Genomic DNA, 14,889 nt, shown 5'->3' with positions numbered 1-14,889 from the left:
GTTTTTAATTCCTACTATTCCGATAGGAATATAGTAAAAATAAAAAATACATGATAGGACAAATGATAGATATAGCATATTGGAACCAAATATTAAAAGATAAAACACCTGATGAAATCATTGATTGGGCATTGCGATTAACAAACAATAACATAGTAACAACAAGTTTTGGTGTATACTCTGAAGTTTTGTTAAGTACCATAACCAAGCATAGTAACAACATAAAGGTTATTTGGTGCGATACGTTATACAACCAACCAAGTACTTATGAACATGCTGAAAATATTACAGAGAAGTATCATTTAAATCTTCATAAGTATCAATCGTTATTGAGTAAAGATGAGGTTGAAAAAACTATAGGTTTTCCTTCATTAGAAGATGATAATTTCGATCAGTTTTCAGAAGTTGTGAAATTAGAACCCTTCAAAAGAGCTTTAAAAGAACACAATCCTGAAGTATGGTTTACTAACATTCGTGTAAGGCAAACCGAGTTAAGAAATAAGAAAGATATTTTAAGCTTAAGTAAAAACGGCATTTTAAAAGTGAGTCCATTTTACTATTGGACAGATGCCGATTTAGACGCTTACGTAACAAAGCATAATTTAACCAAAAACGTCGATTATTTCGACCCTATAAAAGCACTTCAAAGTAGAGAGTGCGGAATTCATTTACAATAAAAAAAAGCGACGCACCATGCAGAGTTTTAGAACAGAAATAGAAAATCCAGTTGTAGAGAAAGACATTATAGAATTAGCTAGAAAAATTGAGCTATTCCATAATGGAAACATTGATGAAGAAAAGTTTAGAAGCTTACGTCTTGCTCGTGGTGTTTATGGGCAAAGACAGCAAGGTGTACAAATGATTCGTATAAAATTGCCTTACGGAAAAGTATTAAGTAAGCAATTACGCCGAATTGCAGATGTTTCAGACGAATATTCTCGCGGCAGATTACATATTACAACCAGACAAGACATACAAATTCATTACGTAGATCTTGATAGAACGCCAGAACTTTGGGCAGAATTAGAACGTGACGATGTAACCCTTCGTGAAGCTTGTGGTAATACGGTAAGAAATGTAACAGCAAGCGAAACTGCTGGAATTGATGTAAACGAACCTTTTGATGTTTCGCCTTATGCAGATGCCTTGTTTAAGTTCTTTTTACGTAACCCAATTTGTCAAGAAATGGGACGTAAGTTTAAAGTGTCATTTTCGGCTTCAGATGAAGATACAGGACTGTCTTACATGCACGATTTAGGCTTTATCGCAAAAGTTGAAAATAATGTGCGTGGGTTTAAAGTGATGCTTGGTGGCGGATTAGGTTCGCAACCACGACATGCTGATGTGTTTTATGAATTTTTACCTAGTGATAAAATTATTCCAGTAATGGAAGGTGTTTTGCGCATCTTTGATCGTTATGGCGAGCGTAAAAGTCGTGCAAAAGCACGTATGAAATTCTTAATAAAAGATATTGGTTTAGAAGAATTTAAGCGTCTTGTGACAGAAGAGCAAAAAGCAATAGAATTTGTGTCCGTTCCAATAGAAGCGGAAAATTATCTGCTTTCTAAACCAGCAAATGTTACAGCGCCTGAAGTTGTTGTAAAAGATGAAAAAGCATTTCAAGCTTGGAAAAACACCAACGTTATCAAACAAAAACAAGATGGTTATGTAGCCATAGGAATAAAGGTGTTGTTAGGTGATTTTTATACAGACAAAGCACGTTTGTTAGCTGATTTAGTCGAAGATTATGCAGCAGGAGAAATACGATTAAGCTTACGCCAAAACATATTAATTCCGTTTATTAAGGAAGATTTGTTGCCATATTTCTATCAAGAATTATCCAAACTAGGGTTTGCAGAAGCTGGTTATAACAAAGCAGTAGATATTACAGCTTGTCCAGGAACAGATACTTGTAATTTAGGAATAGCAAGCAGTACAGGAATTGCAGAAGAATTAGAACGTGTTATTAAAACCGAATATCCACAATACTTAAATAACAAAGATCTTGTAATTAAAATTAGTGGTTGTATGAATGCTTGTGGACAACACAATATGGCAAATATTGGTTTTCAAGGGATGTCTATTCGTACACCTGATAAATTAGTTGCGCCAGCATTACAAGTGCTTTTAGGTGGTGCAAACAAAGGTAACGGACAAGGTGTTTTTGCAGACAAAGTAGTAAAGGTGCCAAGTCGTCGTGCGCCAATAGCGTTACGTCGTTTATTAGACGATTTTCAAATTAATGCAAACAACCTGTCGTTTGAAGATTACTATCAAGACAAAGGGCAAATGTATTTTTATGAGATGTTAACAGATTTGTCTGATGTGACCAATTTAACCCAAGAAGATTTTATTGATTGGGGAAATGATGAGAAGTATGTTAAAGCGATTGGAATTGGTGAATGTGCTGGCGTAGTTATCGATTTAATTTCAACTTTATTTTTAGAAAGCGAAGAAAAGCTAGAGCTAGCAAAAGAAGCTTTAGAGAACAACGTGTATTCTCATGCTATTTATCACACGTATAATGCGTTTGTAAATTCAGCTAAAGCAATATTACTAACAGAAAATAAATCTACTAACTCTCAAGCAGGAATTATTAAGCAGTTTGATGAAGATTTTGTTGCTACAAAGCGTATTCCGCTTGACGTATCATTTTCAGAGTTAGTATTTCAAATTAAAGAAAACGCTCCAAGTAAAGCATTTGCAGAGCAATATTTTAAAAGTGCCGAAGCCTTTTTAAAAACAGTAAAAACCTATCGTGAAAACGATCAAAAAGTAGCATGATGATGAAGACAATAATTCCAAAATTAACCATTGTAGGTGCAGGACCTGGCGATCCAGAGTTAATAACGCTTAAGGCTATTAAAGCTATTCAGTCAGCAGATGTAATTCTCTACGATGCTTTAATAAACAAAGATTTGCTTGACTATGCATCAAAAAAGGCAGAACTGATTTTTGTTGGTAAACGAAAAGGTTGTTATGCTTATCAACAAGAACAAATTAATGAGTTAATCGTTCAGCGAGCAAAAACAAAAGGACATGTTGTAAGGTTGAAAGGAGGCGATCCTTTTGTGTTTGGTCGTGGAGCAGAAGAGATAGATTATGTGAAGCCTTTTGGTTTAGAAACTTATGTGGTGCCTGGAATTTCTTCAGCATTGGCAGTACCTGCGTTTCAAGGTATTCCGTTAACAAAACGTGGTGCTTCAGAAAGTTTTTGGGTTATTACTGGTACAACTAAATCGCATAATATGTCTAATGATATTGTACTCGCAGCAAAGTCTACAGCAACAGTTGTAATCCTTATGGGAATGGGAAAACTACAGCAAATTATGGATGTGTTTTCATCTGAAGGTAAAGCAAAAACTGCTGTTGGAATTATTCAAAACGGAACAACAAAAGATGAAAAATTTGGCATTGGAACCGTAGATACGATTTGCGATGTTGTAAAAAAGCAGCAACTGTCTAATCCTGCAATTATTGTAGTTGGTGATGTTGTAAAACAGCGTGTTGCGCTTAATTCCATAGCTAAACAAGTAGAAACTTTAAAAGTAGCATAACCATGAATGAAAGAAATAATTTATATCCAATTTTTATAAAAATGCATAGCATTAATATGCTAATTGTTGGTGGTGGTTATGTGGCTTTAGAAAAGTTGACGTTTTTACTAAAATCTAGTCCAAACGCTAAAGTTACTATGGTTGCTAATTTTTTTAGACCAGATGTTATAACACTAGCAAAGCAGTTTGATGTTAAGTTAATCAAGATGTCTTATCACGAGTCGTTTTTATTGGATCAAGATTTAATTATTGCTGCGACTGACAACCCGGAAGTAAATAAGCAAATTTATAACGATGCAAGAGCAAATCACATATTGGTAAATGTCGCAGATACACCAGAATTGTGCGATTTTTATTTAGGAGGTATTGTTACTAAAGGTCATGTAAAAGTAGCTATTTCTACCAACGGAAAATCGCCAACAACAGCAAAACGTTTAAGACAGTTTTTTGAAGACGTCATTCCAGAAAACATAGACGATTTAGTGCAAAATTTAAACCGATTTAGAAAAACAATTAAAGGCGATTTTGAGCATAAAGTTCAAACCTTAAACAATGTGACTAAAACATTAATTTCAAACAAACAGATTTAAAACATGATTAAAACCGATATATTAATAATAGGCGCAGGACCAACCGGATTATTTACCGTTTTCGAAGCTGGATTATTAAAATTAAAATGCCATTTAATAGACGCATTAGCGCAACCAGGTGGACAATGTTCAGAGATTTACCCCAAAAAACCAATCTATGACATTCCTGGATTTCCTGAAATTTTAGCTGGCGATTTAACCAAAAATTTATTAGAACAAGGCAAACAGTTTGAACCTGGTTTTACGTTAGGAGAACGCGCAGAAACAATAGAGAAATTAGAAGACGGTTCGTTTATTGTAACAACAAATAAAGGTACAAAACATCATGCGCCTGTAGTAGCAATTGCTGGTGGACTAGGAAGTTTTGAACCTAGAAAACCTAAAATTGACAATCTAGAATTTTACGAAGATAAAGGGGTTGAATACATGATTAAAGACCCAGAAGTGTATCGCAACAAGAAAGTAGTGATTTCTGGTGGTGGTGATTCGGCTTTAGATTGGAGTATCTTTCTAGCTAATATTGCGTCTGAAGTAACTTTGGTTCACCGTAGAAACGAGTTTCGTGGCGCTTTAGATTCTGTAGAAAAAGTAAAAGAGTTAAAGCTTTTAGGAAAGATTAATTTAATTACACCAGCTGAAGTTACAGCCATACATGGGAATCAAAATGTTGAAGGCGTAACAATCGAAAAAGAAGGCGAGAACATACTTTTAGAAGCTGATCATTTTATTCCATTATTTGGTTTGTCACCAAAACTTGGACCTATTTCAGATTGGGGATTAGAGATTGAAAAAAATGCTATTAAAGTAAATACATTAGATTATCAAACAAACATTCCAGGAGTTTTTGCAATTGGAGATGTAAATACCTATGAAGGTAAGTTAAAACTTATTTTATGTGGTTTCCACGAAGCAACATTAATGTGTCAATCGGCTTATAAAATTATCAATCCTGGTAAAAAATATGTTTTAAAGTATACAACCGTTAGTGGTGTAGATGGTTTTGATGGAAGTAGAAAAGAAGCACCAAAAGCTGTGGTACAAGCTATAAATTAAAATTTAGTTGCTGTATATTTAGTTGTAATTCCTCGTGGTAATTTATGTTGCTGCGGGGTTTTATTTTAATTAAATCTTAAAGCTTGTGCATATCCAAAAATGGAATAGTAATTTTACAGTTTATAAGAGCGAAATATGCAAATCAATTTACGAATTAAAGAAACTGTATCCGATCTGACCAAACGTCTGTTTTATATGCTTTTTGATAATGAGTTAAAACAACAACAAGAACTTAAAGCACTTGAAACAATTTTTAAATCGGTAGCTTCCGAAATAACAGATAAAGAGCCCGAAAAATTATGGGAGGATTTTCAAAAAAAGTTGCCAGAAATAAAGCATAAAATTCAACTAGATGCATTAGCTACAGAAAAAAACGATCCAGCATGCAAGAGTTTAGAAGAGATTTATTTAGCATATCCTGGATTTCACGCCATTGCTATTCATAGAATGAGCCATGAACTCTTTAAATTAGGAGTGCCTATCGTAGCAAGAATGATGAGCGAGTGTATTCATGGTAAAACAGGTATCGATATTCATCCTGGAGCTACCATTGGCGATTCATTTTTTATCGATCACGGTACAGGAATTGTAATAGGAGAGACCAGTATTATTAAAAATAATGTAAAAATATATCAAGGGGTAACTTTGGGTGGGTTGTCAGTAAAGAAAAGTTTAGCCCAAACTAAACGCCACCCAACCATAGAAGATAATGTAACCATTTATGCCAATGCTACGATTTTAGGTGGTGATATTGTTATTGGAGCCAATAGTATTATTGGAGCCAATGTTTGGATTACGCAATCTGTTCCAGAGAATTCTCTGGTAACCTATAAATCAGAAATTAGAATAAGTACAAAAAATCATGATAAATAGTCAATCAATAACTAATTTAATAGGGAATACACCATTAATCGAAGTTCAAAATATCTTAAAAAAAGATGGCGTACGACTATTTTTAAAGCTTGAAGGAAAAAATCCCGGAGGTAGCGTTAAAGATCGTGCTGCTTTTAATATGATAAGCGAAGCTTTAAAACGAGGCGATATAAAAGAAGGCGATACTTTAGTGGAGGCTACTAGCGGGAACACCGGGATTGCGTTAGCATTTATTGCTAAACTTTTAGGAGTGAATATGATATTAATTATGCCTGAAAATTCTACTGAAGAGCGTATTAAAACCATGAAAGCGTATGGTGCCGAACTTATCTTAACTTCGGCAGATAAAGGTATTGAAGGCTCGAGAGATTTAGCAGAACAACTTCATAAGGAAAAAGGTTATTTTATGTTAAACCAGTTTGCAAATGACGATAACTGGAAAGCACATTACAAAACTACAGGCCCAGAAATTTGGCGAGACACTAATGGAGAAATCACGCATTTTGTATCGGCAATGGGAACCACAGGAACCATTATGGGCGTGTCAACATTTTTAAAAGAGAAAAATCCAAACGTAACAATAGTTGGAGCGCAACCTAAAGATGGTGCTAAAATTCCAGGTATTCGAAAATGGCCAGAAGCTTATTTGCCTAAAATTTTTAATAAAGATAAAGTAGATCAAATTGTAGAAGTAAGCGAAAAAGACGCTCGAGAAGTGGCTAACAGATTGGCTAAAGAAGAAGGTGTTTTTGCAGGTATGAGTAGTGGTGGTTCTGTTGCATCGGCTTTAAAAATAGCCCAAACTATAGATAAAGGTGTTATTGTGGCAATTATTTGCGATATAGGTGATAGGTATTTATCATCAGATTTGTTTCAATAAAAATTGGTAAAAACATATTTATTATGTTATTTTGCCCCAGTTCATAATCTTAATGATGTTATCACGAAAGGCAGAGGGAATAGACCCGACGAAGCCTTAGCAACCCTTTAATTTTAAAGAAGGTGCTAAATTCTACCCGTTTTTTGGGACAGATAACCCGAGAATTATTCTTCTCTCTTTTCATGATGACATTTTAAAAATTATAAAATGTCAGACATTTTCAAAATATTACAAGACCGAATTTTAGTTTTAGATGGCGCTATGGGAACCATGTTACAGCGTTATAAGTTTACTGAAAACGACTTTCGTGGTTCACGATTCAAAGATTTTAAATATCCCTTAAAAGGAAATAACGATTTATTATCGCTAACACAACCAGAAGCTATTGCCGAAGTACACCGAAAGTATTTCGAAGCTGGTGCAGATATTGTAGAAACCAACACCTTTTCTGGAACAACCATTGGTATGGCAGATTACCATATGGAAGATTTGGTATACGAATTAAATTTTGAATCGGCAAAAATTGCCAAACAAGTTGCTGAAGAATTTACAAAAGCCAATCCTGAAAAACCACGTTTTGTGGCTGGAAGTATTGGGCCAACAAATCGCACAGCAAGTTTATCGCCAGATGTTAACAGACCAGAGTTTAGAGCAATAACGTTTGAAGAATTACGCATAGCATACAAACAACAAGTAGAGGCCTTAATAGATGGCGGAAGCGATATTTTGTTAGTCGAAACTATTTTCGATACGCTAAATGCAAAAGCAGCATTATTCGCCATTCAAGAAGTTAAGGAAGCACGTAATATTGATATTCCGGTTATGGTGTCTGGTACTATTACCGATGCTTCTGGTAGAACCTTATCTGGGCAAACCGTAGAAGCGTTTTTAATTTCAATATCACATATTCCGCTGTTAAGTGTTGGTTTTAATTGCGCACTTGGTGCAGACCAATTACAACCGTATTTAAAACGCTTATCTCACGAAACCGAATTTTACACATCGGCACATCCAAACGCAGGATTACCAAATGCTTTTGGCGAGTACGACCAAACTGCCAAACAGATGCAACAGCTTATAGAAAATTACCTAAAAGATGATTTAATAAACATCATTGGTGGTTGTTGCGGTACAACACCAGAACACATAAAAGCGATTGCCGAAGTTGCTGCTAATTACAAACCACGTGTCATTCCTGCGCAGGCAGGAATCTCTTAATCTATGTCAATGAAAAAAAGTGACTGTAAGAAATACCTAAAATTATCAGGTCTAGAGCCCTTAATAATAACACCAGAAAGTAATTTTATAAACGTAGGTGAACGCACTAACGTTACAGGTTCGCGTAAATTTCTGCGGTTAATTAAAGAAGAGAATTATACCGAAGCTTTAGAGGTAGCCAGAGATCAAGTTGAAGGAGGCGCGCAAATCATAGATGTCAATATGGATGAAGGTATGCTTGACGGAAAACAGGCGATGGTAACCTTCTTGAATCTTATCGCATCAGAGCCTGATATTGCACGTTTGCCAATTATGATAGATAGCTCTAAATGGGACATTATTGAAGCTGGTTTGCAAGTCGTTCAGGGAAAATCAGTAGTAAATTCAATTAGTTTAAAAGAAGGCGAAGCGACCTTTATTCATCATGCTAAATTAATAAAACGCTACGGAGCAGCAGTTATCGTAATGGCGTTTGACGAAGATGGTCAAGCCGATACCTATGAGCGAAGAATAGATATTTGTAAGCGTTCTTATGAAATATTGGTAAATCAAGTCCATTTTCCGCCAGAAGACATCATTTTCGATCCCAATATTTTTCCTGTGGCCACAGGAATGGAAGAGCATCGTTTAAATGCTTTAGACTTTTTTAATGCCACAAAATGGATAAAAGACAACTTACCTTATGTCAGCGTTTCTGGTGGCGTAAGTAACGTGTCATTTTCGTTTAGAGGAAACAATGTCGTTCGTGAAGCCATTAACGCCGCATTTTTATATCACGCAATTCAACATGGAATGAATATGGGAATCGTTAACCCAACAATGTTGGAAGTGTATGACGAAATTCCGAAGGATTTACTGGAACACGTAGAAGATGTGCTTTTTGATAAACGAGACGATGCAACCGAACGCTTATTAGGATTTGCCGAAACCGTAAAAGGGCAGAAAAAAGACGATGTAGCAAAAATACAAGAATGGCGAAGCGAACCTTTGCAAAACCGAATTACGCATGCTTTAGTAAAAGGTATTGACGCCTTTATTGTTGAAGATGTTGAAGAAGCGCGACAAGTTGTAAATAAACCTATTGAAGTTATCGAAGGTCATTTAATGACAGGAATGAATGTAGTTGGCGATTTATTTGGTAGCGGTAAAATGTTCTTACCGCAAGTTGTGAAATCGGCACGAGTCATGAAAAAAGCCGTAGCTTATTTACAGCCTTACATTGAAGCAGGAAAGGACGACTCGCAACAATCTAACGGTAAAATATTAATGGCAACCGTAAAGGGCGATGTGCACGATATTGGTAAAAATATTGTGAGCGTTGTTTTGGGTTGTAATAATTACGAAATAGTCGATTTAGGCGTCATGGTGCCACCAGAAAAAATCATTGAAACCGCTAAAAAAGAAAACGTCGATGTCATTGGATTAAGTGGTTTAATTACACCATCGTTAGACGAGATGGTTTACGTTTCGCAAGAAATGGAAAAACAAGGGTTTAATATTCCGTTGTTAATTGGTGGCGCAACAACGTCTAGAGCGCATTCTGCTGTGAAGATTGCACCACATTATTCCAATACTGTTGTACACGTCAACGATGCGTCTAGAGCTGTAACCGTTGTTGGAAATTTATTGCAGAAAGACAACAATGTATACAAAGAACAGATTCGTGAGGAATACGAGAAATTCCGTGAACAGTTTTTAAAACGAGGTAAAAAGAAAGAATATATTCCTATTGAAGAAGCGCGTGAACGAAAGTTTAAAATCGATTGGAAAACAACTGAAATTGTAAAACCAAAACAATTAGGAATACAAGATATTCAAGATTTTGACATTACGATTTTAGAAGATTATATCGATTGGAGTCCTTTTTTTAGAAGTTGGGATTTACACGGAAAATATCCAGATATTTTAACCGATAACATTGTTGGTAAACAAGCTACTGAATTGTTTAAAGACGCTAAAGTCTTGCTTCAAAAAGTATTTGATGAAAAGCTGCTGAAAGCTAAAGCGGTTTTTGGGTTGTTTCCAGCAAATTCAATCAATGATGATGATATTGAGGTGATAATCGAAGATTGTCATGCTGAACTTGATTCAGTATCTAAAAAAGATTTCGACTGCGCTCAATCTGACACTGCAAAATTTCTAACCTTACGTCAGCAATTAAAAAAACGCGAAGGCGTTCCAAATTTTGCATTAGCCGATTTTATCGCACCAAAGGATACTGGAGTTCAAGATTATATAGGCTGTTTCTGTGTCACAACAGGTTTTGGAACCGAGCAATTAGCCAAAGAATTTGAAGCGAATCACGACGATTACAATGCCATAATGATCAAAGCATTAGCCGATAGATTAGCCGAAGCCTTTGCAGAGTATTTGCACCAAAAAGTACGTACAGATTTTTGGGGTTATGCTTCCAATGAAAATCTAAGCAATCAAGAGTTAATTAAAGAAGCGTATAAAGGAATTCGTCCTGCACCAGGTTATCCAGCTTGTCCAGATCACTTAGAGAAAAAGACTATTTGGAACATTTTAAAAGTAGAAGAAGCCATTGGTGTAAAACTTACCGATAGTTTAGCGATGTGGCCAGCAGCGAGTGTAAGCGGTTATTATTTTGCAAATCCTGAAGCTAAATATTTTGGATTAGGGAAAATCACCAAAGATCAATTAGAAGATTATACCAAACGAAGATACATTAGCAAAGAAGAAGCAGCAAAATGGTTGAACCCAAATTTAGCAGAGTATTAAAAAACAACAAAAAATTAATAAATAATTACAATTAAATTAAAATTGAAATCCAAATTATAGCGTAATATCGTACTATCAAAAAAAGAATGTTATGGGGAAATTAAAATTAGAAATCCGTTTTGCCGTTCAAGTTGTACTTATGACAGCAGTTTCTTTATTGGTAGCCTACCTTATTGCCTAAATTTAGGGTTTGGCTATCAGTAAATTATGAAGGTAACCGAGCATATTAAAAACGCCAAAGGCAAGACTTTATTTTCGTTCGAAATTATTCCGCCACAAAAAGGAAGTAGTATACAAGAATTGTATAATAACATTGATCCTTTAATGGAGTTTAAACCGCCGTTTATAGATGTAACGACATCTAGAGAACAGCATGTTTATATAGAAAAAGATGGTCTCCTAGATAGAAAAATTACACGTATGCGTCCTGGTACGGTAGGTATTTGTGCTGCTTTAAAATATAAGTACAATGTAGATACGGTTCCGCATGTGTTATGCGGTGGTTTTAGCAAAGAAGAAACCGAGTATTTACTAGTCGATTGCCATTATTTAGGTATAGAAAATGTGATGGCCTTACGTGGCGATGCGATGAGTCATCAAAAGTATTTTGAGCCTTCTAAAGGTGGACATTTATACGCGAATGAGTTAGTTGAACAGATTCAAAATTTAAATAAAGGAAAATATCTTCACGATGTTATTGAAGCCGATGATAAAGCCGATTTTTGTATTGGTGTTGCGGGGTATCCTGAAAAGCACCTTGAGGCTCCATCCTTACAAACCGATTTAAAACGCTTGAAACATAAAGTTGACTGCGGAGCTGATTACGTGGTTACACAAATGTTTTTCGATAATAAGAAATATTTTGAATTTGTTGAAGCAGCCAAACAGGCTGGGATTAATGTGCCAATTATACCCGGAATAAAACCCATAGCTATTAAAAAGCATTTACAACTTTTACCTCAAGTATTTAAAATTGATTTACCAGAAGAGTTGATTAGTGCTGTTGAAAACTGTAAGGACAATAAAGCCGTACGTCAAGTTGGTGTAGAATGGTGTGTTCAGCAATCAAAAGAATTACAAGATGCAGGCGTTCCTGTATTACATTATTACTCAATGGGAAAAAGCGATAATATTAAAGCCATAGCCGAAGCGTTATTTTAATAATTCTGTTATTTTTGCTTCACTAAACAAAACTATGAAGCGCCTATTAACCTGCATTTTTGTGTTTTATGCTTGTTATGCATTTGCACAAGACAAACTAACCACGTCAACCTTTGATGTCAATTACTTCAAAGGTAATATAGCACTTCATAATAACGATATACTCCATTTAATTAAAGGGCATCCAGAAGGATTTATCTTAAGTTGGAACAAAAAAACTTTTGGGAATCAAGATTGGCAACAACGTTATAATTATCCAGATTATGGGGTGTCATTTGCTTACCAAAACTTAAAAAATGATGTATTAGGAAATAACTATTCTTTATATGCACATTATAATTTCTACTTTCTAAAACGGCATGTTATGTTGCGTGTTGGTCAAGGATTAGCTTATGCGACCAATCCTTACGATAAAGTTGAGAACCATAAAAATATAGCTTTCGGTTCTCGTTTATTAAGTAGTACCTATCTTATGCTTAATTATAAAAAAGAACGCCTTTTTGATAAGTTTGGTTTGCAAGCAGGGTTAAGTCTAATACATTATTCAAATGCTAATGTGAAAGCGCCAAACACAAGTGTAAACTCACTAACATTAAACGTGGGGCTTACTTATAACTTGGAAGATGAAGAACCTGAATATGTCTACAATATTAAAAAAGAAAAATTTACCGAGCCCATTAAGCTTAATGTGGTTTTAAGAGGCGGAATAAATGAAAGCGATTTTGTTGGTAGTGGCCAATATCCGTTTTTTGTTGTTTCAGCGTATGCCGATAAGCGCTTAGGCCATGTTAGTGCTGTGCAACTTGGGGCAGATGTGTTTTTTTCGGAGTTTTTAAAAGAATTAATTTACTACCAATCCGTAGCTTATCCAGAAGAAAATGTTAGTGGCGATGAAGACTGGAAACGCGTAGGTGTTTTTGCTGGTCACGAATTGTTTATTAATAAAATGTCGGTAGTAACGCAGCTAGGGTATTACGTGTATTATCCTTACGATTTTGAAGGGAGAACGTATTTAAGAATTGGTTTAAAACGTTACTTTGGAAAAAAACTTTTTGGCGCATTAACATTAAAGTCTCACGGCGCAAAAGCCGAAGCTGTAGAATTTGGTGTTGGAATACGATTGTAATATGAAAAAACTACTATATATAATCATTTTAATAGGTTTGTTTTCTTGCGATAGTGAAGATGCAAACGATTGTTTTCAAACGTCGGGAGAAACAGTCCAAGAAGAGATTACAGTTGCAACATTTAATAGAATTTTAGTTAATAGAAACGTGCAGCTTATTTTAAAAGATGATATAGCAACAAAAGTTGTGGTGGAATCTGGTAAAAATCTTATAAATGATGTTGAGATAAAAGTTGAAAACTCAAAATTAATTATTACCGATAATAATACGTGTAATTATGCACGAGATTATGCACCAACTAAAGTGCATGTAACCTCGTCAGATATTTCAGAAATACGAACCTCGTCTCAATTTGAAGTATTATCTGATGGTGTGTTAAGTTATAATAACCTAACGCTCCTTTCAGAAGATTATAACGGAGGCTCGGAGTTTACCGTAGGCGATTTTAGATTGCAATTAGATTGTAACCGAGTAAGAGTAACCTCAAATAATATATCATCGTTTTATTTATCTGGAACTACAAACAATTTATCTGTTGGTTTTTTTGCAGGAACAGGAAGATTTGAAGGGGCAAATTTAATTGCGGAACATGTAGAGGTTAACCATCGTGGAAGCAATGATATGATTGTTAATCCACAACAAGAATTAACAGGTGTTTTACGTGGTACAGGAAATGTAATTTCAGTAAATCAGCCACCAGTTGTTACTGTAGAACGTTTGTATACTGGAGAGTTGATTTTTTGGTAATTTCTTATGAATTAGTTAAGTCTCTAAATAAGCTTTCTAAACTTGCATTTTTTTGATTCAGTTGGAGGATTTTTAGTTGGTTATCGTGAGCAAAATCAAATACATGCGAGCGCATATCTTCTGTAGTTGAAAATGTAATTTCATAAACAAAGTCGTGTGTGTTTTCCACTTTAGAAACCTTAGGGAGTTTAAGTAAAAAAGCCTCTTCTACACGATAGTCAAATTCAACAATCACGGTTTGTGTTTGGTTATCGCGAAGATCTTTTAATTTTTTATCGGCAACAATTTCGCCTTTATTTATAATAATAACACGATCGCACATGGCTTCAACTTCCTGCATAATGTGTGTTGATAAAAACACTGTCTTTTTTTTACCAATAGATTTAATCAGGTTTCTTATATCGATTAACTGGTTAGGATCTAAACCAGTGGTAGGTTCATCTAAAATTAATACTTCTGGATCATGCAATAAAGCATTCGCTAAACCAACACGCTGTCGATACCCTTTGGAAAGCTGATTAATGGTTTTATGAGCTTCAGGAGTAAGGCCTGTTAGCTCAATCACATCGTCTATTCTAGATTTAGGGATGTTGTAAACATTGGCATTAAAGTTTAGATATTCTTTTACATACATATCTAAATACAACGGGTTATGTTCTGGTAAATATCCAACGCGTTTTTGTACTTCTTTGGAGGAATTAGATACATTGTAATCACTTACTTTAGCAATGCCTTTAGAGGCTTCAATATAAGTTGTTAAAATCTTCATCATGGTTGATTTTCCAGCACCATTGGGGCCTAAAAAACCAACAATTTCACCTTTATCAACTTTAAAAGAAATATTATTTAATGCTTTTTGTTGATTGTAAATTTTAGTGATGTTAGAAACTTCTATAGACATAAAAATAAGTTGAAATTTTGTCAAAAATAAACAATATTGT

At 34.9% G+C, this 14,889-nt stretch carries 13 protein-coding genes and 1 riboswitch; of the genes, 12 read left to right on the top strand and 1 reads right to left on the bottom strand.

All coding sequences use genetic code 11. The features are described from left to right. Positions 1–50: 50 nt before the first annotated feature. From R3L15_RS10795 to R3L15_RS10740, 12 genes are all read left to right on the top strand, one after another. Positions 51–677: a phosphoadenosine phosphosulfate reductase family protein gene (locus R3L15_RS10795; protein WP_338731655.1), complete on the top strand. Its 627-nt coding sequence runs from the start codon at positions 51–53 to the stop codon at positions 675–677. Between the two features lie 16 nt (positions 678–693). After that, positions 694–2,784, top strand: a complete 2,091-nt coding sequence (locus R3L15_RS10790) for a HEPN domain-containing protein (RefSeq protein WP_338731654.1) — start codon at positions 694–696, stop codon at positions 2,782–2,784. A 2-nt stretch (positions 2,785–2,786) separates the two neighbouring features. Next, positions 2,787–3,557: a uroporphyrinogen-III C-methyltransferase gene (gene cobA / locus R3L15_RS10785; RefSeq protein WP_338734136.1), complete on the top strand. Its 771-nt coding sequence runs from the start codon at positions 2,787–2,789 to the stop codon at positions 3,555–3,557. 2 nt (positions 3,558–3,559) lie between these two features. After that, positions 3,560–4,147: a bifunctional precorrin-2 dehydrogenase/sirohydrochlorin ferrochelatase gene (locus tag R3L15_RS10780; protein ID WP_338731653.1), complete on the top strand. Its 588-nt coding sequence runs from the start codon at positions 3,560–3,562 to the stop codon at positions 4,145–4,147. Positions 4,148–4,150: 3 nt separating this feature from the next. Next, complete coding sequence (locus tag R3L15_RS10775; protein WP_338731652.1) at positions 4,151–5,200, top strand: NAD(P)/FAD-dependent oxidoreductase; 1,050 nt, start codon at positions 4,151–4,153, stop codon at positions 5,198–5,200. A 135-nt stretch (positions 5,201–5,335) separates the two neighbouring features. Beyond that, complete coding sequence (epsC, locus tag R3L15_RS10770; RefSeq protein ID WP_338731651.1) at positions 5,336–6,073, top strand: serine O-acetyltransferase EpsC; 738 nt, start codon at positions 5,336–5,338, stop codon at positions 6,071–6,073. Next, positions 6,063–6,953: a cysteine synthase CysM gene (gene cysM / locus R3L15_RS10765; RefSeq protein WP_405023536.1), complete on the top strand. Its 891-nt coding sequence runs from the start codon at positions 6,063–6,065 to the stop codon at positions 6,951–6,953. The genes epsC and cysM overlap by 11 nt, the downstream gene beginning before the upstream one ends. Positions 6,954–7,008: 55 nt before the next feature. Beyond that, a riboswitch (SAM riboswitch) is annotated at positions 7,009–7,112 on the top strand. A gap of 48 nt (positions 7,113–7,160) precedes the next feature. Next, positions 7,161–8,171: a homocysteine S-methyltransferase family protein gene (locus R3L15_RS10760; RefSeq protein ID WP_338731650.1), complete on the top strand. Its 1,011-nt coding sequence runs from the start codon at positions 7,161–7,163 to the stop codon at positions 8,169–8,171. Positions 8,172–8,180: 9 nt separating this feature from the next. Continuing rightward, complete coding sequence (gene metH, locus R3L15_RS10755) at positions 8,181–10,913, top strand: methionine synthase (protein ID WP_338731649.1); 2,733 nt, start codon at positions 8,181–8,183, stop codon at positions 10,911–10,913. Positions 10,914–11,120: 207 nt separating this feature from the next. Beyond that, on the top strand, positions 11,121–12,074 hold the full coding sequence (metF, locus tag R3L15_RS10750) for a methylenetetrahydrofolate reductase [NAD(P)H] (protein WP_338731648.1): 954 nt from the start codon (positions 11,121–11,123) through the stop codon (positions 12,072–12,074). Between the two features lie 34 nt (positions 12,075–12,108). Beyond that, entirely contained in the window at positions 12,109–13,200 is a 1,092-nt protein-coding gene (locus tag R3L15_RS10745) for an acyloxyacyl hydrolase (RefSeq protein ID WP_338731647.1), read from the top strand. 1 nt (position 13,201) lies between these two features. After that, the gene (locus R3L15_RS10740) at positions 13,202–13,948 is read left to right on the top strand and encodes a head GIN domain-containing protein (protein ID WP_338731646.1); all 747 of its coding nucleotides are present in this window, start codon (positions 13,202–13,204) and stop codon (positions 13,946–13,948) included. A gap of 4 nt (positions 13,949–13,952) precedes the next feature. Here the strand turns inward: R3L15_RS10740 and gldA are convergent, their stop codons facing one another. Beyond that, on the bottom strand, positions 13,953–14,849 hold the full coding sequence (gene gldA, locus R3L15_RS10735) for a gliding motility-associated ABC transporter ATP-binding subunit GldA (protein ID WP_338731645.1): 897 nt from the start codon (positions 14,847–14,849) through the stop codon (positions 13,953–13,955). Positions 14,850–14,889: the final 40 nt, after the last annotated feature.

It is taken from the genome of Mangrovimonas cancribranchiae (assembly GCF_037126245.1).
GTDB classification, from domain to species: Bacteria; Bacteroidota; Bacteroidia; order Flavobacteriales; family Flavobacteriaceae; genus Mangrovimonas; species Mangrovimonas cancribranchiae.
The sequence above is the reverse complement of the archived record's forward strand: the minus strand, read 5'-3'. Positions and strand labels throughout refer to the sequence as shown.

Bases quoted from the DNA above. Each gene is read 5' to 3' on its own strand.
- R3L15_RS10795 (WP_338731655.1), top strand. From the start codon at position 51: ATGATAGGACAAATGATAGATATAGCATATTGGAACCAAATATTAAAA.
- R3L15_RS10790 (WP_338731654.1), top strand. From the start codon at position 694: ATGCAGAGTTTTAGAACAGAAATAGAAAATCCAGTTGTAGAGAAAGAC.
- cobA (WP_338734136.1), top strand. From the start codon at position 2,787: ATGAAGACAATAATTCCAAAATTAACCATTGTAGGTGCAGGACCTGGC.
- R3L15_RS10780 (WP_338731653.1), top strand. From the start codon at position 3,560: ATGAATGAAAGAAATAATTTATATCCAATTTTTATAAAAATGCATAGC.
- R3L15_RS10775 (WP_338731652.1), top strand. From the start codon at position 4,151: ATGATTAAAACCGATATATTAATAATAGGCGCAGGACCAACCGGATTA.
- epsC (WP_338731651.1), top strand. From the start codon at position 5,336: ATGCAAATCAATTTACGAATTAAAGAAACTGTATCCGATCTGACCAAA.
- cysM (WP_405023536.1), top strand. From the start codon at position 6,063: ATGATAAATAGTCAATCAATAACTAATTTAATAGGGAATACACCATTA.
- R3L15_RS10760 (WP_338731650.1), top strand. From the start codon at position 7,161: ATGTCAGACATTTTCAAAATATTACAAGACCGAATTTTAGTTTTAGAT.
- metH (WP_338731649.1), top strand. From the start codon at position 8,181: ATGAAAAAAAGTGACTGTAAGAAATACCTAAAATTATCAGGTCTAGAG.
- metF (WP_338731648.1), top strand. From the start codon at position 11,121: ATGAAGGTAACCGAGCATATTAAAAACGCCAAAGGCAAGACTTTATTT.
- R3L15_RS10745 (WP_338731647.1), top strand. From the start codon at position 12,109: ATGAAGCGCCTATTAACCTGCATTTTTGTGTTTTATGCTTGTTATGCA.
- R3L15_RS10740 (WP_338731646.1), top strand. From the start codon at position 13,202: ATGAAAAAACTACTATATATAATCATTTTAATAGGTTTGTTTTCTTGC.
- gldA (WP_338731645.1), bottom strand. From the start codon at position 14,849: ATGTCTATAGAAGTTTCTAACATCACTAAAATTTACAATCAACAAAAA.